At 61.7% G+C, this 21280-nt stretch carries 23 protein-coding genes; 8 read left to right on the top strand and 15 right to left on the bottom strand.

Features of this window, described 5'->3' with window-relative positions; translation table 11 throughout:
• Positions 1–21: 21 nt before the first annotated feature.
• Positions 22–792, bottom strand: a complete 771-nt coding sequence (locus Q5H92_RS01990) for a tetratricopeptide repeat protein (RefSeq protein WP_305009786.1) — start codon at positions 790–792, stop codon at positions 22–24.
• Positions 793–996: 204 nt separating this feature from the next.
• On the opposite strand from Q5H92_RS01990, the gene Q5H92_RS01985 reads away from it, so the two are divergent.
• Positions 997–1881, top strand: coding sequence for an alpha/beta fold hydrolase (locus tag Q5H92_RS01985; protein ID WP_305009785.1), 885 nt, complete (start codon positions 997–999; stop codon positions 1879–1881).
• Between the two features lie 144 nt (positions 1882–2025).
• On the opposite strand, the gene Q5H92_RS01980 is transcribed toward Q5H92_RS01985, so the two are convergent.
• From Q5H92_RS01980 to Q5H92_RS01960, 5 genes are all read right to left on the bottom strand, one after another.
• Positions 2026–2517 (bottom strand): methylated-DNA--[protein]-cysteine S-methyltransferase, encoded by a 492-nt coding sequence (locus Q5H92_RS01980; RefSeq protein ID WP_305009784.1) that lies wholly within the window; start codon positions 2515–2517, stop codon positions 2026–2028.
• A gap of 94 nt (positions 2518–2611) precedes the next feature.
• The gene (locus Q5H92_RS01975; RefSeq protein WP_305009783.1) at positions 2612–3820 is read right to left on the bottom strand and encodes an amine oxidase; all 1209 of its coding nucleotides are present in this window, start codon (positions 3818–3820) and stop codon (positions 2612–2614) included.
• Between the two features lie 250 nt (positions 3821–4070).
• Positions 4071–5009: a cation diffusion facilitator family transporter gene (locus Q5H92_RS01970; RefSeq protein WP_305009782.1), complete on the bottom strand. Its 939-nt coding sequence runs from the start codon at positions 5007–5009 to the stop codon at positions 4071–4073.
• A 143-nt stretch (positions 5010–5152) separates the two neighbouring features.
• Positions 5153–6085, bottom strand: a complete 933-nt coding sequence (locus Q5H92_RS01965) for a cation diffusion facilitator family transporter (protein ID WP_305009781.1) — start codon at positions 6083–6085, stop codon at positions 5153–5155.
• 119 nt (positions 6086–6204) lie between these two features.
• A complete protein-coding gene (locus Q5H92_RS01960; RefSeq protein ID WP_305009780.1) occupies positions 6205–7140 on the bottom strand; it encodes a cation diffusion facilitator family transporter in 936 nt (311 codons plus the stop codon).
• 164 nt (positions 7141–7304) lie between these two features.
• On the opposite strand from Q5H92_RS01960, the gene Q5H92_RS01955 reads away from it, so the two are divergent.
• Positions 7305–8705, top strand: a complete 1401-nt coding sequence (locus tag Q5H92_RS01955; protein WP_305009779.1) for an APC family permease — start codon at positions 7305–7307, stop codon at positions 8703–8705.
• 6 nt (positions 8706–8711) lie between these two features.
• Here the strand turns inward: Q5H92_RS01955 and Q5H92_RS01950 are convergent, their stop codons facing one another.
• The 9 genes from Q5H92_RS01950 to Q5H92_RS01910 all read right to left on the bottom strand — a co-directional run bounded on the left by Q5H92_RS01950 (position 8712) and on the right by Q5H92_RS01910 (position 16988).
• On the bottom strand, positions 8712–9341 hold the full coding sequence (locus Q5H92_RS01950; RefSeq protein ID WP_305009778.1) for a hypothetical protein: 630 nt from the start codon (positions 9339–9341) through the stop codon (positions 8712–8714).
• Between the two features lie 72 nt (positions 9342–9413).
• Positions 9414–10157, bottom strand: a complete 744-nt coding sequence (locus tag Q5H92_RS01945) for a DUF92 domain-containing protein (RefSeq protein WP_305009777.1) — start codon at positions 10155–10157, stop codon at positions 9414–9416.
• Positions 10133–10639 (bottom strand): GNAT family N-acetyltransferase, encoded by a 507-nt coding sequence (locus tag Q5H92_RS01940; protein ID WP_305009776.1) that lies wholly within the window; start codon positions 10637–10639, stop codon positions 10133–10135. The genes Q5H92_RS01945 and Q5H92_RS01940 overlap by 25 nt, the downstream gene beginning before the upstream one ends.
• A 194-nt stretch (positions 10640–10833) precedes the next feature.
• Positions 10834–11820, bottom strand: a complete 987-nt coding sequence (hemB, locus tag Q5H92_RS01935; protein ID WP_305009775.1) for a porphobilinogen synthase — start codon at positions 11818–11820, stop codon at positions 10834–10836.
• A gap of 105 nt (positions 11821–11925) precedes the next feature.
• Positions 11926–12462 carry a hypothetical protein gene (locus Q5H92_RS01930; RefSeq protein ID WP_305009774.1) on the bottom strand — a complete coding sequence of 179 codons (537 nt, stop codon included), beginning with the start codon at positions 12460–12462 and terminating at the stop codon, positions 11926–11928.
• Positions 12463–13132: 670 nt separating this feature from the next.
• The gene (locus Q5H92_RS01925; protein ID WP_305009773.1) at positions 13133–13408 is read right to left on the bottom strand and encodes a hypothetical protein; all 276 of its coding nucleotides are present in this window, start codon (positions 13406–13408) and stop codon (positions 13133–13135) included.
• Between the two features lie 332 nt (positions 13409–13740).
• A complete protein-coding gene (locus Q5H92_RS01920) occupies positions 13741–14880 on the bottom strand; it encodes an NAD(P)/FAD-dependent oxidoreductase (RefSeq protein WP_305009772.1) in 1140 nt (379 codons plus the stop codon).
• A 122-nt stretch (positions 14881–15002) separates the two neighbouring features.
• Entirely contained in the window at positions 15003–16256 is a 1254-nt protein-coding gene (gene rocD, locus Q5H92_RS01915) for an ornithine--oxo-acid transaminase (RefSeq protein ID WP_305009771.1), read from the bottom strand.
• Between the two features lie 222 nt (positions 16257–16478).
• Positions 16479–16988, bottom strand: coding sequence for a hypothetical protein (locus Q5H92_RS01910; protein WP_305009770.1), 510 nt, complete (start codon positions 16986–16988; stop codon positions 16479–16481).
• A gap of 80 nt (positions 16989–17068) precedes the next feature.
• Between Q5H92_RS01910 and Q5H92_RS01905 the strand changes: the two genes are divergently transcribed.
• The 6 genes from Q5H92_RS01905 (at position 17069) to ftsY (ending at position 21255) form a co-directional block, all read left to right on the top strand.
• Positions 17069–17251: a C1orf53 family protein gene (locus Q5H92_RS01905; protein WP_305009769.1), complete on the top strand. Its 183-nt coding sequence runs from the start codon at positions 17069–17071 to the stop codon at positions 17249–17251.
• An 85-nt stretch (positions 17252–17336) separates the two neighbouring features.
• Entirely contained in the window at positions 17337–17576 is a 240-nt protein-coding gene (gene rpmB, locus Q5H92_RS01900) for a 50S ribosomal protein L28 (protein ID WP_305009768.1), read from the top strand.
• Between the two features lie 192 nt (positions 17577–17768).
• Positions 17769–19469, top strand: coding sequence for an aminopeptidase P N-terminal domain-containing protein (locus Q5H92_RS01895; protein ID WP_305009767.1), 1701 nt, complete (start codon positions 17769–17771; stop codon positions 19467–19469).
• A 260-nt stretch (positions 19470–19729) separates the two neighbouring features.
• Positions 19730–19912 carry a 50S ribosomal protein L33 gene (gene rpmG / locus Q5H92_RS01890; RefSeq protein WP_035567317.1) on the top strand — a complete coding sequence of 61 codons (183 nt, stop codon included), beginning with the start codon at positions 19730–19732 and terminating at the stop codon, positions 19910–19912.
• Between the two features lie 8 nt (positions 19913–19920).
• Positions 19921–20085 carry a DUF4295 domain-containing protein gene (locus Q5H92_RS01885; RefSeq protein WP_196295226.1) on the top strand — a complete coding sequence of 55 codons (165 nt, stop codon included), beginning with the start codon at positions 19921–19923 and terminating at the stop codon, positions 20083–20085.
• Between the two features lie 198 nt (positions 20086–20283).
• Positions 20284–21255: a signal recognition particle-docking protein FtsY gene (ftsY, locus tag Q5H92_RS01880; protein ID WP_305009766.1), complete on the top strand. Its 972-nt coding sequence runs from the start codon at positions 20284–20286 to the stop codon at positions 21253–21255.
• The last annotated feature ends 25 nt before the right edge of the window (positions 21256–21280 follow it).

The raw sequence follows: 21280 nt of genomic DNA, 5'->3' as shown, positions 1-21280 counted from the left end.
ATCCGTCTGCCCGGCCCGGGTTTATTTGAAGATACCCTGCGGGTCGGGCAGCTTGGTGAGCAAGTCGCCGATGAGGTTGAAATCGAGGCTGCTCACGCTGGCGTTTTGGCCTTTGTGCACGGCGGCCCAGGCTTCGGCGTACTTTTCCTGGTAGTAGTAGCCACGGGCCAGCTGCTGCCAGCCTTCGGCGTTGGCGGGGTCGGCGGCGGTGGCGCGCTGTAGCAGGTCTATGCCCGTGGTGAGGTCTTTTTTCTTCTTGGTCTGGTTGTAGCGCAGCAGGTAGCTGGTGCCCAGGTCGCTCAGCATGGCCGAGTTGGTGGGCGCCAGGGCCAGGCCTTGGCTGAGGATGGCAATGGCGGCGTCGGGGGTGGGCTGGCTGCTGGCCACGATGCCGAGCCCGCGGTAAGCTTCGGCGTTTTTGGGGTCGAGCAGCCAGGCCACGTTGAAGCGGTACACGGCCGTGTCGGGCTGGCGCTCGCGCAGATATTCGTAGCCTTTGGTGGTGAAAAACGCGCTGGCCTCAGCCGTGGAGCCAAAGCTGGCCGCAATGGCCTTGAGCTGGGCCGCGCCGATAATCTGGGTGGCCTGGGCCGGGCTGAGGCCGCCGAACATGGGCTGCAGGCGGGCGGGGCGGCCCGGCTGTGTGGGCGTAGTGGCTAGGCTGCCGTCGGCGTTGGCAGCCGAGGTTTTGCCCCGGCGCTGGGCCTGCGCTGGGGCAGCCTGCAACAGCCCCAGCAGCAGCACAGCCGCCAGCACCGGCGAAATCGTTTTGAGCGAAGCGGAAATAAACACGTTGAAAATAAAATTAATGAGTAACCCCGGCCACCATTAAAATGGGCCAGACGCGGTTTCTGACAAAGATAAAGCCAAGCGCCGCACGCAGGCCGCCGGGCCATCCGCGGGGCACCGGGCAAACTGCCACCGCCGGCCGGGCGTAGGTGAGGCGCGTCGCGGCCGGTTGTCGGGCTGGCGGCTTTCTCATTCTTGCTTCCTTCTATGCGCCGTTTCCTATTGTTGGCTCCTGTAGCCGTGTTGCTAACGGCCGTGGTTGTCGTCCTCGCCACCGAGTATGCGATGGCCCGGCCCAGCCACCGGGCCAAAAACGTGACCTATGTGGCCAGCTCCGCCCCCGATTTCGACAAGGAGCGCCACATCCTGGACGTGTACTCGCCCAAAAAAGCGGCGCCCAACGCGGCCGGCTACCCGGTGGTGCTGTTCATCCACGGCGGCAGCTGGACCAGCGGCAACAAGAACATCTACACCTTCATCGGCCGGCGGCTGGCCAAGCAGGGCGTGGTGGCCGTGGTGATTAACTACCGCCTGGCGCCGCCCGTGCACGTGCCCGAGCAAGCCGCCGACTGCGCCCGCGCCCTGGCCTGGACGGTGCAGCACATCCAGCAATACGGTGGCGACCCGGCCCGCGTCTTCGTCATGGGCCATTCGGCCGGCGGCGGCCTGGCCGCCCTGCTGGCCACCGACGACGCCCTGCTGGCCGCCAATGGCTTGCCGAAAAACCCAGTGCGCGGGGCCATCATGGACGACCCGGCGGGACTGGATATGTACCGCTACCTCACGGAAATGACCTACGAAGGCGACGCCCAGTATAAAGTCCCGTTCGGCAACGACCCGGCGGTATGGAAGGAAATGTCGGCCATTTACAAGATTCGGCCGGGCATTCCGCCCTTCCTGTTCTACATCGGCGGCGAGACGTACCCGAGCATCAGTGGCAGCTCGGGGCGCTTCCGTGACAAGCTGAAGGCCATTGGGCAGCCGGCGCCTTACAACATCATTCCGGGCCGGCACCACATTCCCATGGTGCTGCAGCTGTACTGGCAGCACAACGTGATTTATCAGGGCGTGCTGAAGATGGTGGGGGCTTGAGGTGAAATGGAGCGGTGGAAAAAGACCGTCATGCCGAGCGCAGCGAAGCATCTTGCCCGCAGCAAGTAATCCAATCGAGAGGATTTACTGGTGGCAGGCAAGATGCTTCGCTGCGCTTGGCATGACGGTCTACAATCAAGCACGTTACCCAAACAACCCGCCCTGCCGCACCGGCTGCTCAAATTCCAGCAGCCACTTTTTGCGGTGCATGCCTCCGGCGTAGCCCGTGAGGCTGCCGTCGGCCCCGATGATGCGGTGGCAGGGCCACACAATGGCCAGCGGGTTCTGGCCATTGGCCGCGCCCACGGCCCGCACTGATTTAGGGTTGTTCAGCAGCTTCGCTACGTCGAGGTAAGAAGCCGTGCGGCCGTATGGAATGCCGGTGAGCACCTGCCACACCTGTCGCTGAAAGTCGGTGCCGAAATCGGGCGCGTAAGTGAGGTCGAACACACGCAGCTCGCGGCCGAAGTAGGCCAGCAGCTGCTCGTGGGCCGGGCGCAGGCACTCCGCAACGTTAGCAGCAGCCGTTGCCTCCGCGGCTTCATCCAGAAACGTAACGGCGCTTAGGCCCGCATCGGAGCCGGTGAGAGCTAGCAGTCCGAGGGGGGTGAGGAGCGTGGCAGTGGCGGCGTTCATGCGGGCAAAATTATTGTAGCGCGAACTTTCAGTTCGCGTCCCCGCGCCGTTCGAATTGCCTTGACGGCACGGGAATACGAACTGAAAGTTCGCGCTACAGCAGTTCCGGCAACTGGGGCAACAGCACCCGGCGGCGCGGCGGCTTAGCGGCGCTCACCACGGCCTGGGCTTGGAGCAGTGCCTCGGCGCTGGGCTGGTGCAGCACGCGGGCGGGGCCGGGCTGCGAAAGGTCGGCATCCCAGAGGCCGGACTGGTGCCATTCGTGGGTGTGGTCCCAATCGGGCCGGTCGATGAGCGGGTAGATGCAGACGCCCTGCAGCGGCAGGCCTTTGCGCAGCACCTGGGCGCACTCGTCGGCAATCATGCGCCACCAGATGGGCCGGTCCACGCCGGGGTGGCTGGTTTCGGTGATGGCGAAGGGGCGGCCGTAGCGCTGGTAGGCCTTGCGCAGCAGCTTGTGCAGCGGCACCCAGCGCGGGTCCATCTGCACGTCGTTCCAGCCCAGCTTCTGGTAGGGATGCAGCTGCCACTGGTTGTCGTAATAGTAATTGAAGCCCACGATGTCGAGCAGCTCGGGGCTGCCGCCCAGCTCGGGGCACAGCCGGCCGCAGAGGATGTCGGTGGCCTGAAACTGGTTTTCGTGCGATTCGCGGGCTTCGCGGCGGTGCTGGGGCCAGGGGTTGGGCGGGGGCACAATGCTGATGAGCGGCTCGGTGGTGAGCAGGCGGATGCTGGGGTCGGCCTCGCGCAGAGCGTAGCTGCCCTCGATGTAGGCGCGCATCAGGCCGTATTTCACGCGCCAGCCCTGGCCGTGGCAGTAGGGTGTGGTGCCGTTGGCGTCGCCGCCCAGCCACGAGATGAAGCTCACCTCGTTGATGGGCGTGACGATGAGCACATCATCGGGCCGTTGGGAGCGGTAGAAATCCACGAAGGCGCGGCAAAGCGCGGCAAAGCGCCGGGCAAACATGGGGTGCAGCGGCGTCAGGTCGTCGGGGTAGCCGAAGTGGCACAGGTCCCAGATTTGTTGCACGCCGTGGCGTTTGCCAGCGTCCAGCATCATCTGCACGGTGCTGAAATCGTATTGATAAGGCGTTTTCTCAATCATCGCCCAGCGAATGCCCTCGCGCACGGTGCCGATGTTGAAGGGTTTTTGCGCCGCATAATCTTCGTCAATAAGCTGCAAATGGCCGGTCAGGGGCAGGAAATCGACGCGGTTGCCGAAGGCGTTGAGCTGGTCGGTGCATTCGTAGCCGCCCCACCAAAAGGACTGAAAAGGATTGGAATCGGAAGTAAGAATGGTCATAGCTCGGAAACAGGTTAATAGGCGAATGCCCGCGTCCGCTGGTTGGGCGGGCGCGGGCAAGGGTAGTAGTTAAACCGGAAAAACGCGGTTAGGGTTAAGGTCGAGGTTATCGGAACGGAGCCAGAACGTCATTGGAACGTCATGCAGAGCGCAGCGAAGCATCTCGCTCGGGGCAGTAAGTCAGAATTACTGGTGGCGGGCAAGATGCTTCGCTGCGCTCTGCATGACGTTCCTTTCAGCTAAACCTTTCTTACTTCCCGCCCGTTGGGGCGGCCTGCACCAAGTTCTTCGCCTCGATGAAAATGCGCTGCACTTCGGGGTGCTCCTGGCGGATGGCGTCCTGCAGCTCCTCCACGGCGGCGGCCACCTGGGTCGAGCTCAGGTTGTCGGCAAAATCCACGTCGAGGGCCATAATGACGTCATTCGGGCCTAGGTACATGGTGAGGGGTGAGCGGATGTCGCGCACCTGCGGCTGGTCGCGGGCAATGCGCTCCAAGTTGGCCAGGGTGGGGGCGTCGACGCCAGTGCCGACGAGCAGGCCCTTGGTGCGGCCCACCAGAAACACGGCCACCAACATCAGCAACAGCCCGATGGCGATGGAGGCGCCGCCGTCGAAATACGGATTATTCAGCAAGTGCCCCAGAAACACGCCCAGGCCGGCTACTGCCAACCCGACCAGAGCGGCCAGGTTTTCCATCACCGATGCGAATACGGCCGGGTCGCGGCTGGTTTTCAGCATCTTCACGAAGCCGGTGTTGCCGTCGGCCTGGGCCAGCAGGGCCTTCACGGAGAGGTAGAACGCAATGCCTTCAAACAGGAAGGAGAGGCCCAGCACCACGTAGTTCCAGCCCGCGTCCTCGATGGGTTCGGGGTGCTGAATGTGCTTGATACCCTCGTAAAACGACATGCCGCCGCCGATGGCGAAAATCAGCACTGCCACAATCAAACCCCAGAAATACAGTTCTTTGCTGTGGCCGAAGGGGTGCTCGGCGTCGGGCGGGCGCTGGCTCTGGGCGGTGCCGTAGAGCAGCAGGCCGCTGTTGCCGGTATCCACCAGCGAGTGAATACCTTCCGAGAGCATGGCCGACGAGCCGGTGAAATACGCCGCCACGAACTTGCTGATGGCAATGGCGACGTTGGCGGCAATGCCACCATAAAGGGAAAGTTTAGAAGCGTTAGCGTTGGCCATGCGGCGGGGTATTGGGGAATATTAGAAGGTTCAAAGAACGTCATGCAGAGCGCAGCGAAGCATCTCGCGTGCCACCACTAATCCTGTCTAATGAGTTAGTGGTGGCACGCGAGATGCTTCGCTGCGCTCTGCATGACGTTCCGTTATGGATTCGTTGCCGCCCGGCTCGACAGCGACTTGGCTTCGATAAAGATGCGCTTCATTTCCGGGTACTTGGCCCGGATGTCGTCCTGCATTTTATCGATGGCCAGCTCTATCTCATTGGCCGCCAGTTTTGAAGAAAACTCCACGTCGAGGGCCAGAATCACATCGGCCGGGCCGAGGTAGGAGGTGAGAGGCGGGCCCACCTGCTCAACGTTGGGCTGGGCTTTCACCAGCGCCTCAATGGCGTCCATGGTTTCGTCGTCGACGCCGGTGCCCACCAGCAGGCGCTTGGTTTTGTAGATGAGAAACAGCGCCACGCATACCAGCAGCACGCCAATGGCGATGGAAGCCGAGCCGTCGAGGTAAGGATTGTTGAGCAAATGGCCGAAGTACACGCCGGCCAGCGCGATGACCAAACCCAGCAGCGCGGCCAGGTCTTCGAGCAGAATGGCAAACACCGACGGGTCTTTGCTACGCCGCAGCGTGTCCCAGAAACCGGCCTCGCCCCGGTCGGCGTTGAAGGCCTTGAATGCCAGGAAGCAGGAAATGCCTTCGAACAGCAGCGACAAGCCCAGCACCCAGTAGTTCCAGGTGGGGTCGGTGATGGGGGCGGGGTGCTTGAGGTGCTCCACGCCCTCGTAAAACGACATGCCGCCGCCCACCGAAAACACCAGAATAGCCACAATCAGCGCCCAGAAATACAGCTCCTTGCTGCGTCCGAAGGGGTGGCGCTTGTCGGCCGGCTTCTCGGCCTGCTTCACGCCGTGCAGGATGAGCAGGCCGTTGCCGCTGTCGACCAGCGAGTGAATGCCCTCCGAGAGCATGGCCGACGAGCCGGTGAAATACGCTGCCACAAATTTGCTGGCCGCAATGGCCACGTTGGCCGCGATGGCCCCGTAAATGGCCAGCTTGGAAGAACCCGGTGAACTCATGGCGAGGCTTACGCGGTGGATTAGGTTGGCGTTGGGGTTGTAGCGTGGACTCTGCGAGTTCGCGCCGGGTCCAACTTTCTGGAATACGTTCTGGAATGCGCGGACTCGCAGAGTCCACGCTACAGCGGTACTGCTTGCCCGGTGTGCCCGGTGAGCGACGAGGCCTCGATGAAAATCTTGCTGAACTCCGGGTATTGAGCTTTAATAGCGGTTTGCAGGCGTTGCACGGCTTCCTCCACTTCCACGGCCGTGAGATGGTCGTGAAACGCGATGTCGAGGGCAAGAATGCCGTCGGCCGGGCCCAGGTACATGGTGAGGGGCGCGCGGAGCTGGCTCACGGCGGCATCCTGGCGGGCCAGGGCTTCGAGGCGGCCCAGCACCTCGGGGCTGGCGCCTTCGCCCACCAGCAGGCCTTTCGACTCTTTCAGCATGAACATGGCCATGCCCACCAGCAGCGCGCCGATGGTCATCGAAGCCGCGCCGTCGAGGTACAGATTATTCAGCAAGTGGCCGAAGAAAATGCCGGCCAGCGCAATCACCAGGCCCACCAGCGCGGCCAGGTCTTCGAGCAAAATAGCGAATACCGCCGGGTCGCGGCTGGTGCGCAGGGCCTGCCAGAAACCCTGGTCGCCCTGCGTCTTGCGGAACTCGCGGTAGGCCAGCGTGCACGCCACGCCCTCGAACACGATGGCCAGCCCCAGCACCCAGTAGTTCCACGTCGGGTCGGTGAGCGGGGCGGGGTTGCGGATGTACTGGTAGCCCTTGTAGAGCGACATGCCGCCGCCCACGGCAAAGATTAAAACGGCCACAATCACCGTCCAGAAGTAGATTTCCTTGCTGTAGCCGAAGGGGTGGCGCGCATCGGCAGGCCGGGCGCTGCGGTTCATGCCGAAGAGGATGAGCATGCCATTACCGCTGTCCACCAGCGAGTGAATGCCCTCCGACATCATGGCCGCGCTGCCGGTGAAGGCCGCCGCCACAAACTTAGAAACGGCAATGGCCAGATTGGCCCCGATAGCGCCGTAAACCACGATTTTGGAAGAGCTGCCCGCCATGGAATTTTGATGAAGATTGGATGAAGTGTCGGCCGGGCTTACGGGGCGGCGGCGGCAGGGGTTGGTATGTAGCGTGGACTCTGCGAGTCCGCGCCCAACAGAACGTTCGCCCAGGCGCGGACTCGCAGAGTCCACGCTACAGCGCGCGGCGGTACTTTCGCCCCATGTCCGCACCCACTTTGCAGCGCCGCCTTGGCCTGGTTCAGGCCACCGCCCTCAACATGATTGACATGGTGGGCATTGGCCCCTTTGTCACCCTGCCGCTCGTGATGGGCTTCATGGGACCCAACTTCCTGCTGGCCTGGCTGGTGGGCGCCGCCCTAGCCTCCGTCGACGGCCTTATCTGGAGCGAGTTGGGCGCGGCCTACCCCGAAGCCGGCGGCAGCTACCGCTTCCTCAAGCTGGCCTACGGCGAGCAAAAGTGGGGCCGCTACATGTCGTTCCTTTACGTGTGGCAGACGCTCATTCAGTCGCCGCTGGTGCTTGCCTCGGGCGCCATCGGCTTCGCTCAGTACTTCGGCTACCTCGTGCCAATGACCGAGTGGTGGCAGCCCAAAGCCGTGGCCGGCGGCGTGGTATTGCTGCTGATTGTGCTGCTCTACCGCCGTATCGAGGACATCGGTAAGCTGGGCGTAGCCCTTTGGGTGGGCGTACTAAGCCTCATGGGCTGGCTGATTTTTGGCGGCCTCACGCACCCCAACCACCACGTCGACATCTTCCCGGCGGGCGGCTTCCCTGCCTTGCCCGGCCTGCTGATTTCCGTAGCCATGGGCCAGGCCGCCGTCAAAACCATCTATTCCTACCTCGGCTATTACAACGTGTGCCACCTTGGCGCCGAAATCAAAGGCCCGGAAAAGGTGATTCCGCGCAGCATCTTCCTCAGCATCCTGGGCATCGCGGCGCTCTACCTGTTGCTCAACTGGAGCGTGGGCACGGTCATTCCCTGGCAGGAAGTGCAGGGCTGGCAGGCCAGCGCCGGCGACAAGTCGCAGTTCATCGTGAGCGTATTCGTGGAGCGGCTCTACGGGCCGGCCGCTGCCACGGTGGCCACGGGCATGGTACTGCTGGTGGCGTTTGCCTCGCTGTTTGCGGTGCTGCTGGGCTATTCGCGCATCCCCTACGCGGCGGCGGCCGACGGCGAGTTTCTGCCCGTGTTCGGCAAGCTGCATCCCACCAAGCAGTTTCCCTACGTGTCTCTGCTGCTGCTGGGCGGCGTGGGCTTCGTGTTCAGCTTGCTGTTCCGGCTGGGCGAGGTGATTTCGGCCATTCTGGCCATGCGGATTCTGGTGCAGTTTGTGGGGCAGGCCGTGGGGCTGGTGCTGCTGCGGCGGCGGCGCGGCACGGCGGCCCTGCCGTTCAAAATGCCGCTCTACCCGCTGCCCGTCGTCCTTGCCATCATCGTATGGCTGTTCGTGTTCGTGGGCATCGCGCCGGTTGAGGTGACGTGGGGCGGCGTGCACTTCAAGCTCTACTTCCAGCTGGCCGCGCTGGGCATGATGGGCCTGGGCACCGTGGCCTTCCTGCTCTGGAGCCGGCGGCTGGGGCGGTGGCCGTTTGTGCGGTAAGCGAAGTTAATAGTCTTCAGCTTCTGTTCCATCCCAATAGCCCCAAGTCGTAATATCCTTTGGTTCGTCAAAATCGCCCCAGAATTCTATGTGTTTCGGCTTTTTTGTTGGTTGACTATCAAGAGGATAACGCAAGTTGAATTCATGCGCAAAGTAAGTAAGCAAGTCATATCCATAGTAGATGGTGTCGTAGCCGCGGACTGAGAAAACCGGGTTGCCCGCTTCGTGGGGCAGTTCGGGTAAATATCGATGGCCATAAATGGGAATGAGTTGTGGGCAACCGGATAAATGTTGCCGTGCTATTTCTTCTCTCTGTTCCTTATCGGAAGGCCGGCTGCCCCACTCCGGCCGCCAGAAAGTCCCCTCTCTCACATCGAATAAAAGCTCATTCTTTGGCTGATGTATGCGCTTAATTATTTTGCGGGCAATGCCCATACTGCGGATTCCCCGACGCCAGGGTACAAATTCCTTACTCGTGGGCAGTGCTGCTTGCAGAAACGCTCGTAGGTCAGGTGGGAAACAGAAGCTAAAGGTTTGCTCTATCTGTTGCACCTCCACAGTAGTAAGCCCAGCGTCAAATTGTACGCCGTTTGCTTTTAGGCAATCTATTACATAGGAAATATGGTCTTGATTCATCAGCTAAATCCAGCTAAATTCTCTCTTTTGGTGTCATAAAGCCGACAGCCACTGCTTGTAGCAAAAGAAGCCTTACCCCAGCCACCACCCCAGCCCGCCCGCCACCAGCGCCCCGGTCAGGGTGTTGAGGAAGTTTACCGCGTTGTTGCCCAGCCAGCCGCGCCGCTCCAGCGTGGCACCCAGCACCGAATCCAGCAGGTTGCCGGCCGTGCCCGCCACCAGCAGCCACCCACACGCCGGCCCCCAGCCAAAGCCGAGGCCGTAAGCCGCCGCCAGCACCGCCGTGCCCGCCAGCCCCAGTAGGGTGCCTTCCAGGCTCACCACGCCGTTGAGGCCGCGCGCGTCGGGCCGCAGCGTGAGGATGTTGTAGTAGCGCCGGCCGTACACGTTGCCCAGCTCGGAGGAAAGCGTGTCGGCCGTGGCGGCGGCGAAGCTGCCAGCCAGCATCAGGCCGGCTAGCGGCGCGGCGGGCGCGTATTGCCACGCCAATAGGCCCAGCAGGCCCGCCACCCCGGCATTGGCCACCACCTGGCCGGCGGTGCGGCGGCCCTTGTTTTCCTCGGCCAAGCCCAGGCGGCGCTTGTCGGCCACGCGCCAGCTGGAGGCCGCCGTGCCCAGCCCGAAAAACAACGTCAACAGCGCCAGCCCGCCAAAGCCGCTACCGAGATAAATCAGCAGACCCAGCGCCCCGCCCGTCACGGCGGCGGCCGTGGTCAGCTTGCCCGCGCGTACGCTGTAGAGCATGCCAAAGCTCAATAACACCGCCACCAAACCCAGCCGCAGCAAATCCATCAGGCCAACCGCTTCTCGTAGCAAAAGAACCGTAGCCCCGGCCGGAACGCCAGCGTAATCTCGCCCGCAAAGCGGTAGCCCAGCTTCGGGAACAGCCGCTGCGTGGCCGCGTTTTCGGAGTTGGTATCGACGCGCAACACGCGTAATCCTTCCGCTACGGCCTGCTTTTCGGCCTGCTCCATGAGGGCCAGGGCCACGCCCCGGCCCTGCGCGGCCGGGTCTACGGCCAGGCGGTGCGTCACCAGGGCCGGCTCGCTCACGTCCCAGTCGGCTTGGGCGTATTCGGCGTCCTGGTCTTGCGTAAGGGCGGCCACGCCGGCTATGGCGCCCTCCAACTCCACCACCCAGAGGTGTTTTTGCTCGATATCCGCCCTGAAAACTTCCGCATTCGGGTAGTCGGCCGACCATTGGAAGTTGCCGCTGGCCTGCATCAGCGGCACCACGCGCCGCACCAGACCGAGGATGGCGGGAATGTCGTCAGGGGTGGCGCGGCGGGTTACGAGCATTGTACGAAGTGGTAAAGCGAGAATTTGAGTAAACAACCTTGAAAAAGAACGTCATGCTCATCTGGCATCCGCGCAGCCGAAGCATCTCTATCGCAGCAGTAATCCAATTAGCAGGATTAAGTATTACGGTAGAGATGCTTCGGCTACGCGGACGCCAGATGAGCATGACGCCTGGTTTTCTTATCTAAAACATCTTATCCGCGGCGCAGCACCGCCGCCGCTTCCTTGGCAAAATACGTCAAAATCGCATCGGCCCCGGCGCGCTTGATGCTCGTGAGCACCTCCATCATTGTGCGCTCGCCATCGACCCAACCGTTCTGGGCGGCGGCTTTTATCATGGCGTACTCGCCGCTCACATTGTAGGCCGTCACGGGCAGGTGGGTGCGGTTTTTCACTTCCCGAATGATGTCGAGGTAGCTCAGCGCCGGCTTAATCATCACCATGTCGGCGCCTTCGGTCTCGTCCAGCGCCAGCTCACGCAGGGCTTCGAGGCGGTTGGCGGGGTTCATCTGGTAGCTTTTTTTGTCGCCTTTCTTCGGCGCCGACGACAGCGCATCCCGGAACGGCCCATAGAACGCCGATGCATACTTGGCCGTGTAGCTCATGATGCTGACGTGCGAAAAACCGTTCTCGTCCAGCACCCGCCGAATCCAGGCCACGCGGCCGTCCATCATGTCGCTGGGCCCGATGATGTCGGCGCCGGCGCGGGCCTGCGCCAGGGCCATATGGCCCAGTACTTCCAGGCTGGGGTCATTGAGGATTTCGCCCGAATCGGGGTCCACTACGCCGTCGTGGCCGTCGGAACTGTAGGGGTCCATGGCCACATCGGTCATGATGACGACCTCCGGAAACTGGCGCTTGATGTCGGCCACGGCTTTCAGGTAGAGGCCGTCCATGTTGGCGCTTTCGCGGGCCATCGGGTCCTTCAGCACCTCGTTGATGTTGGGGAAGGGCGCGAAGGCTTTCACGCCCAACTCCACGCACTGCCCGATTTCATCAATCACTCGGTCGGCCGTGAAGCGCATGATGCCGGGCATCGACTTGATTTCCTCGGTCTGATTCTGGCCTTCGGTGATGAAGACGGGGTAGATAAAATCGTGGGCGGTGAGGCGGGTTTCCTGCACCATGTCGCGAATGACGGCGGATTTGCGGTTGCGGCGGGGGCGGTGAGTTGGGAGCATAAAGGGGGAGAACAGTGATAATTAAACCAAAAAATGCTTGTCTGTTAGCGAGCAATTTGGAGCTTTACAGTAGAAGAACGGTGATGTGGTGAACTTCTTCGTTTGTCAGAGGTGCCCGGACTCAATCAGGAAATAAAGCAACGACAGCAGGCCGATGCCCAATCCGACCAAGACCACGGGCACTGAAGCAATGAACCAGCCGACCAACAAGACAATCAGGCCGAGGCAAATACCCAAAAAGCAGATGCCGAACGTTTCCCATCCGTGGTCGTAGTCATTGGCCGGGGCCACTTGCGAGCGGACAGTTGAAACAGCGCGAACACGAATTTTGCTTAAAATCTTCGTGGAATACCCAACTGAGTGCCTCGGCGGCAAGAAGAACGACTTCGCGGGTTTCTCAAGCCTTGGCAGAACGGCATTTGCGGCAGGAAGCTTGCGGCCGTCGCCCCGCCGACGCTTGGAATTCTCTGCTTTCGGAAACACCAGTGGCAAGGTGCTCGGCGCGGATTGGCTCACCGGTTGGCAAACAGCGTGCGGACCCGGAACTGGCTGAACACTAAACGCTACCCGTTCCGCCCGGCATCCGGCCTGCAACCCAGTCACGAGCAATAACAATGCTTTTTGGCGGCAGGTTGGGAGCATCAGGAACGAGTTTGCCTGCGTTTTTTGGAGTCGTTGACAATCAAAATAACGAACCCAATCAGCAAAGTGACGGCACCTAGAATAAGGAGCATGCTGCCGAAATAAGCCTGCCCTAAGCTCTGCCCAAGCGAAGCGCCAGCCCTAACGCCCGTAACAGCTGCGTTTCTCAAGAGAAAGCCTCCTAGTAATTCCGCGGTTCCGAAGGCGAGCAACCCAAACCCTGCCGTTTTTCCGGGAGGCGTGTGCTCACTGCGCCAGCCCTGGCGCCACCGCTGCTTGGCCGAATCGGCAGGTGGCAAGCGAACGCAGAAGCCCGCTGGCGCCTCCCGCCGGGACACCCCCAAGGCCTGTCGCCTAGCGTAGCTGGTGGCGAGGCGCCGCCGTTGGCCGCCGAACCAGTGGGCGCTTGCAGGGACGGGCTGTCGCGTTGGGCGCGTCGCTTGTGGAACTGCCTGCATCCCGGCGGGGAGCACTGTAGCACCCGGTGAAGCCAACGATGCCACGCATTGGGTATGGTGAAACGGGAACGCGGAACGGGCGCCCTGACACCCGCCCAACGCGCCCGCCACGGTTGCCAGCAGTCTGTAATAGCGCAGTTTATTCATTGGGAGAACGCGAGTTGCGGGGCAAAAGCAGGCAATTCCCCGCAAAGTTCGTCCCAAACCCCAAACTACCTGCCAAACGGGTCGATGTACGCCACCAGCACCGCTAGCGCCGCCAGTCCCGCCAGGATGCCCCACACCAGCCCGCCGCCGCTCAGCAGCAACCCTACCAAGGCAATGGGCAGCACCACAAGGCCCAGCACGCCCAGCACGGTGGTGCCCAGGCCGGCCTCAGCCGTGGCGTGTGGGCGCGTCAGCCACGGCCGACGCTGCACGGCCGAAGCGCGTTTTGCAACGGAAGCAACCCCAGCCGCTTTTGTTTCGGGAGCTACAGCAGTTTCCATCACTAAATTCGGTTGAGCAAGATGCGGCCGCTGGGAGGGCAAGCGCATTGCCTGAGGCGAAGCAGCGCGCGACAGTGAAGCAGGCTTTTCTCGCGCCGAATCAGGAACTGAAGCCGCCGAAACGGCCGGCCCGGCCACCGGAGACACGCGCCCGGCTACCGGCTGGAACGAGAAGCTGGCCCGGCTGCTCTGGCAGCCACTGGCCAGCCCGGAAAAGGCCAGCAGCGCAATCAGCGCACGAGAAGAAAACAAGCGAAAACGCGTAGCAAGAGGCATAGAAGAAGCCGAATGAAGAACCTGAACTGTGCTCTACGAATCTGCGGCAGTTTCCGCTACCCGGCGGCCAGCTTTTGCGCCGCGCGCCAGCCGGTGCCCGCGCCCAGGGCCACGCCCATGCCGTTGCAGCGCACGGCGGCCAGCACGCCCGGCCTAACCCAATCGATGATAGGCGCCAGCGCCGGCCCGAAGCCCATTACCCCGCTCCAACGGTAGTCGACGCGGGGCCGCCGGCCGGGCACGATGACATCGTGCAGCAGGTTTTCCAGATAAGCCTGCACAGCGTTGGTGAGGCCGGGCGTGGTGGTGGCTTCGGCCTCGAAATCGAGGTTGCGGCCCCCGCCCAGCAGGATGCGGCAGTCGGCCAGCTGGCGGAAATAGGCGTAGCCGTGGTCGTAGTGAAACGTGCCAGGCAAGTGCACATCGGGCAGCGGTTCCGTCACCAGCACCTGCCCGCGGCCGGGGGTCACGGCCAGCTCCGGCAGCAGCTCGGTGGCGAAAGCATTGGTGGCCAGCAGCACTTGCCCGGCTTCCACTACCGCGCCGTTGGCGAGGTGCAGGCGCGCCCCGGCGGCCGTGGTTTCCAAGGTTTCCACGGCGCAATTAGTGAGCACGGGCACATCGGCGGCCCACACGCGGGCCAGCAGGGAGCGCATCATACGGCCGGCGTCGAGGCTGCCTTCGTGTTCGTTCTTCAGCAACGTATCCACGCCGCGAAACCCAAAGCGCCTCGCCTCCGCGCTGGCATCCCGAAACGTAACGGCATGACCTACCACCGGCGCCAGCAGCCGGTTGAAATAACCGATTTTCTCGCGGCACTCCGCTGCCAAAGCCGATTCCTCGTGCCGAAATAACTCATAGCCACCCACCGGCCGGTAGTCCAGCTCGGCATCGCCCAACAGCTCGCGCAGCCGCGCCAAGCCCTCCCAGCGCGCCGCCACCACCGCCTGCAAATCGCCCCGTTTTTCCTGCTCCATCAATTCCGAAATCGACCCAAAGCAGGCAAACCCGGCGTTTTTGGTACTGGCGCCGCTGGGCAGGGCGCCGCGCTCAAGCACCACCACGCGCCACGCGGGCCGTAGTTGCTTCAAATAGCGCGCCGCCGTCAGCCCCACCAGCCCTGCGCCAATGACTGCCACATCGGCCGAGCCGAAAAAGGATTGGTGCTCCCAGTAAGAAAGGTTGGGTTCAGACATGGAGCAAATAAAACGCCTGTCATCCTGAGCGCAGCGAAGGACCTTCTCACGATTGAATTGCTTGTCCAGGCGTGAGAAGGTCCTTCGCTGCGCTCAGGATGACAGACGATTCAAAGAATAACTTAAAACGCCAGAATCACCTCCTCAATCACGTCGCAGGCGGCATTCAATTGCTCTTCCGTAATCACCAGCGGCGGGGCGAAGCGGATGATGTCGCCGTGCGTGGGCTTGGCCAGCACGCCGTGCTCCATCAGCGTCACGCACACGTCCCAGGCCGTGCGGCCGTCGTCGGTGGGATTGATAACCACCGCGTTGAGCAGGCCCTTGCCGCGCACCAGGTCCACCAGCTCGGGGCGCTTGGCCTGCACCTGGCGCATGCGCTCGCGGAAGATTTCGCCCAGCGCGAAGGCTTTATCGGCCAGCTTTTCGTCCATCAGCACGTCCAGCGCGGCGCGCATCACGGCGCAGGCCAGCGGGTTGCCGCCAAACGTAGAGCCGTGCTGCCCCGGCTGAATGGTGAGCATGATAATGTCATTTGCCAGCACCGCCGATACCGGCATTACGCCGCCGCTCAACGCCTTGCCCAAAATAAGAATATCGGGGTCCACGCCCTCGTAATCACACGCCAGCATGCGGCCCGTGCGACACAGCCCGGTCTGAATTTCATCGGCAATAAACAGCACATTATGTGCCTGGCAAATGGCCGCCGCCTTCTTCAAGTACCCTTCCGACGGCACCATCACACCCGCTTCGCCCTGAATGGGCTCGACCAAAAACGCGCACACATGCGGCTCTTTCACCGCCTCCTCCAGCGCCTCCAAATCTTCATACGGCACCACTTGGTAGCCCGGCATGTAGGGCCCGAAACCGCCCGTGCTGTCGCCGTCGGTGCTGAAGGAAATGATGCCCGTGGTGCGCCCGTGAAAGTTATGCTCGGCCACGATGATGCGGGCCATGTTTGGGGCGATGCCCTTCTCCTGGTAGCCCCACTTGCGGGCCAGCTTCAGGGCCGTTTCCACAGCTTCGGCGCCGGAGTTCATCAACAGCGCTTTGTCGTAGCCAAACAGCTCGCACAGTTGCTTCTCAGCCGCGCCCAGCTGGTCATTAAAAAAGGCCCGCGACGTGAGCGTGAGCTGCTGCGCCTGCTTGGTGAGTGCCCCGATGATGCGCGGGTGGCAATGCCCCTGGTTAACAGCCGAGTATGCTGAAAGAAAGTCGAAATACTGCTTGCCGTCCACATCCCACAGCAGGGGGCCTTCGCCGCGGCTCAGCACCACGGGCAGCGGGTGGTAGTTGTGGGCGCCGTACTGGTCTTCGAGTTGCATCAGCTGCTCGGCGCGGGCGCTGGTAGCGGTGGGGGAGGCGGAGGTATTCATAAGTCGGTGGGAACGGGAAATGAGTCCACGAACTTACGTTTTTTCGGCCATCAGGGCCGAAAGCATTGCACAGTATTTGAATTTATAGAAACGGTCATGCTGAGCTTGTCGAAGCATCTCTGCCGCAGCAGTAAATGAATTGCTTGCGCGGTAGAGATGCTTCGACAAGCTCAGCATGACCGTCCATAAAACAGCTTTTTATTTAAATGTCCTGACCGTTTCCTAGCGAAAGGGCAGGTTTTCCATTTGCCGCGAGGTATCAATGTATCGGCCCACATAATTTCCCTCCTCGCGGCCGCTAGCGCGCAACAGCGTCCAGTCCACCACGGCGGTTTCGGGGAAGCTCACCGGCACCGGCTCGGTGGCGCTGGCTGAGTTCTTGGCGTCGGGCAGCAGAAGCGCTTGCACAGTACTGCCGTGCCAGCCCAGCACCCGTGCCGAAACCTGCCGAAAGCTGGTGTCCGTCGCAATGACCCGCACCGAGAGCAGAAACTGGTCGCCGGAAGGCAGGCCGGCCAGAAAGCGCTTTTTCGCCTGGGGCAGCGTCCGCAGGGCCTCGCGCATGGGGTCGGCCAGGGCGGTTTCATCGCGGGTCAGGGCCGGCCGCACACTGGCCGGGGCCGTGTCGGCGGTCAGCACCACCGGCGTGGTGCCCTGCGCATAAACCAATTCGGCTAGGCTCGAAAACCCGGCGAGGCCAGCCAGCAGCAACAGGCGAAAAGGTGCTTTCATGGGAAATAGTTGAAGATTAACAATAGCAAGGTACCACGCAAATTTCTTCCAACAGCCGCCGCCGTAACTTTGATGCACCGATGCCCCCAGCCCAGCCCCAGCCGCTCCAGCCCGGCGATTTCTACTATACGCCCGAGGGTTACCTTGTCTTCACCGAGCAGTACCACCTTCGCCGGGGCAGCTGCTGCCGGAGCGGCTGCCGCCACTGTCCCTGGAAATTTCGGCCCAAAGCAGCCACTGGAGGGGCATCCGACGGGAAATAGGGCGGGGTGTTTGGTGAATGCCAGACTTTTGCCGATATTTGCGGCCCGTTTCCCTGCTTTGTATAAAATTTAACCCTCCGATATCATGGCCCGTGTTTGTGATTTGACCGGCAAGCGTACCCGCGTTGGTAACAACGTTTCGCACGCTAACAACAAGACCAAGCGCAAGTTCTATCCGAACCTGCAGAAAAAGCGCTTCTACATCCCCGAGCAAGACGCCTGGGTGACGCTGAAAGTAGCTACCTCCACCATCCGCACCATCAACAAGAACGGCATCATGGCCACCTTGAAGAAGGCCAAGGAGCAGGGCTTCATCGTTTACTAGAATTTTCAGTATTGAGTGCTGACTAGCAAGCAATAAGCGCCACCAAAGGCAGCTTATTGCTGAATATTCACTACTTGCTACCTAAAGCCAGCGCCGCTGCGGTTGTCTCTCAGGCAATCGCAGCGGCGCTGGCTTTGTCTGTTGGCGGCTATCTTGCCTTATCGCCGGATTCTTTTTGCCCAGCCTGATTTTATGCTGCCTCAATTTTACCCCCGATTTATGGTGCCACGGCCGTGGCAGCGCGTTTCACAGATGATTTTAGTGAGCTGGCTGGGGCTGGCCGGCTTCGGGGCCGCCGCGCAGGCGCCCACGTCCATTCCGGAGCCGATGGTGGACGCTGCGGCGCCCGCTCGGCCCACCGATTTCCTTTCGCCGGCCTTCCACAAGCAGCGCCGCGAGCTGTTGCGGGCCCAGTTGCCGCCCAATAGCGTGGCCGTGGTGTTTGCCGCGCCCGTCCGCAACCGGGCCAACGACGTGGACTACGTCTACCACCAAAACCCCGATTTCCACTACCTCACCGGTTACGAGGAGCCCGACGCCGTGCTGCTGCTCTTCAAGGAGCCGCGCACCGTGGGTGGCCAGCCGGGCATTACCGAGGCCTTGTTCACCCAGCCCCGCGACCCGGCGCGCGAGTCTTGGACTGGCCGCCGGTTGGGCGCTGCCGGCGCCAAAGGGCAACTGGCCCTGCAATACACGGCCGACAACAAGGACTTCGCCGCTGCCGGCCTCAAGTGGGCCGATTTTGACAAAGTGCTTTTCGACCACCTGCCCGCCGATACGCGCGACGACGCCCGCAACCCCGCCGACCTGCACAACCTGGTGGCCACCTTCCGCCAGCAGGCCGGCCTGCCCGCTGACTACAGCGCGGACGTGAGCGAATGGGAAAATGCTGTTCGGCGCTTCGGGCTCACCCGCTCCAAAGGTTTTGCCGAGTATTTGAGCAGCCAAGTAAAGGAAAGCCCCGCCCTGGGAAAGTCCCCGCTGATTCGCGACTACATCGCCGCCACCACCGATGCCGCCCGCAAAGCCGCCATCGCCGCCCATCCGCCCGGCCGCCTCGACGACGCCACGCTGGGCGAAAAGCTCGGCGACCTGCGCGCCATCAAAACGCCCGAGGAACTGGTGCTGCTGCGCCGGGCCATCCGCATCAGCGCCCAAGGCCAGCGCGAAGTGCTGAAGCTGCTGCGCCCCGACATGGGCGAAATGGATGTGCAGGGCCTGCACGAGTATGTGTACCGCCGCTACGGCGCAGAGTTCCAGGGCTACCCCAGCATCGTGGGCGGCGGGGCCAACGGCTGTATTCTGCATTACGAAACCAACGACCGCCAGCGCCTCGACAACGACCTCGTGCTCATGGACTGCGGTGCCGAATACCACGGCTACTCGGCCGACGTGACGCGCACCGCGCCGCCCTCCGGCACCTTCAGCCCCGCCCAGCGCCAGATTTACGAGCTGGTGCTGGCTGCCCAGGAAGCCGGCTTTGCCGCCTGCCGCCCCGGCGCCGACTTCGACGCCCCCAACAAAGCCACCCAGGACGTGGTAGCCGCCGGCCTGCAAAAGCTCGGCATTATCAAAAAGAAAGACGAATTCAGCCGCTACTACCCGCACGGCGCCAGCCACTACCTCGGCCTCGATGTGCACGACAGCGGCAGCTACGGCCCGCTGCAGGTCGGCAACGTCATTACCGTCGAGCCCGGCATCTACATCCCCGCCGGCTCGCCTTGCGACCCCAAGTGGTGGAACATTGGCGTCCGCATCGAAGACGACGCCCTGATTACGCCCACCGGCTACGAAAACCTGTCGGCCGAAGCCCCCCGCACCGTAGCCGATATCGAAAAGCTCATGGCCGAGCCCAGCGCGTTGGAGGGGTTTAAGCTGCCGGATTTGAAGTAATAGTGGGCTTTCGGTCTTAAGACGCAGAACGTCATGCTGAGCACAGCCAAAGCACCTCGCGTGTGGTAGTAATCCTTTTCCTGTGATTGAATTCGCTGCTGCGGTAGAGATGCTTCGACTGCGCTCAGCATGACGTTTTCCCAGCTGTTTGTGGCTCCGTTCTGCTTCGCCGACTGAAAGTTGCGTTAAGTTGCTTTGGCATTTCCAAAAATCCCCGTACCTTTGCAGTCCTAAATTTAAAAACACACACCCCCGTCGAGATGGCCAAGAAAGGAAACCGGGTGCAGGTTATCATGGAATGCACCGAGCATAAAACCTCGGGGATGCCGGGCACCTCGCGCTACATCACCACCAAGAACCGCAAGAACACCCCTGAGCGCATCGAGTTGAAGAAATTCAACCCCATCCTCAAGAAAATGACCGTTCACAAGGAAATTAAATAACCTGAACAATGGCTAAGAAAGTAGTTGCTACGCTGAAAACCACCGAGAACGCCAAGAACTGGGCGAAGGTGATTCGGGCTGTGAAATCGGAGAAAACCGGTGCTTACACCTTCAAAGAAGAAATGGTGCTCCTCGACAAAGTGCAGGAATACCTCGCTACCGGCAACAAATAGTTGCAGGCTGCCATAGCTTTGTAAAAGTTAAAAAAGTCCCACCTTCGTGGGACTTTTTGCGTGTTATACCCCTTGTCATGCTGACTTTTGTCATGCTGACGCCGAAAACGCTTATCACGGCGGCTTTCAGTAGAGTTACCAATCCGAGCAGGGCGAACGTGATAAGTTGCTTCGCAAGCTCAGCATGACAGAACCCCCATGGGCCTCTTCGATTTTTTTAAAAAGGATAAAGAAACCCCCGCCCAGCAGGCCTCACTGGACGCGGGCCTGGAAAAAACCAAAACCAACTTCTTCGAGCAGCTGAGCAAGGCCGTGGTGGGCAAAAGCACCGTGGACGAAGCCGTGCTCGACGACCTGGAAAGCCTGTTGGTGCACGCCGATGTGGGCATCGAAACCACGGTGAAGGTTATCGACCGCATCGAGGCCCGCGTGGCCCGCGACAAATACGTGAGCACCGGCGAGCTGGACCGCATCCTGCGCGAGGAAATCGCAGCGCTGCTGGAGGACAATAAATCGGGCTCCACGGCCGTGCTGGACAGTGCGGGCAGCACCGGGCAGCCATACGTTATCATGGTGGTGGGCGTGAATGGCGTGGGCAAAACCACGACCATCGGCAAGCTGGCCCACCGCTTCCACTCGGCCGGCAAAAAAGTGGTGCTGGGCGCCGCCGATACCTTCCGGGCCGCGGCCGTGGACCAGCTCATCATCTGGGGGCAGCGCGTGGGCGTGCCCGTGGTGAGCCACGGCATGAACACCGACCCCGCTTCGGTGGCCTTTGACGCCGTGAAAAAAGGCGTAGAAATGGGCGCTGATGTCGTCATTATCGACACGGCCGGCCGCCTGCACAACAAGGTGAACCTGATGAACGAACTGAGCAAAATCAAGCGCGTGATGCAGAAGATGATTCCCGACGCCCCGCACGAGGTGCTGCTGGTACTCGACGGTAGCACGGGTCAGAATGCCTTCATGCAAGCCAAGGAGTTCACCAAAGCCACTGAGGTAACGGCCCTGGCCATCACCAAGCTCGATGGCACGGCCCGCGGCGGCGTGGTCATTGGCATCTCGGACCAGTTCAGCATTCCGGTGCGCTACATCGGGGTAGGGGAGAAGATGACCGATTTACAGCTTTTCGACCGGCACACTTACGTCAATTCGCTGTTTAAAAAATAAACGCTACCGGTTGGCGTTTGCTGTA

Origin of the sequence: Hymenobacter mellowenesis (genome assembly GCF_030581005.1) — a bacterium.
Lineage (GTDB): Bacteria > Bacteroidota > Bacteroidia > Cytophagales > Hymenobacteraceae > Hymenobacter > Hymenobacter mellowenesis.
Note: the sequence above shows the minus strand (reverse complement) of the source record. Positions and strands in the feature narration are given on the sequence as shown.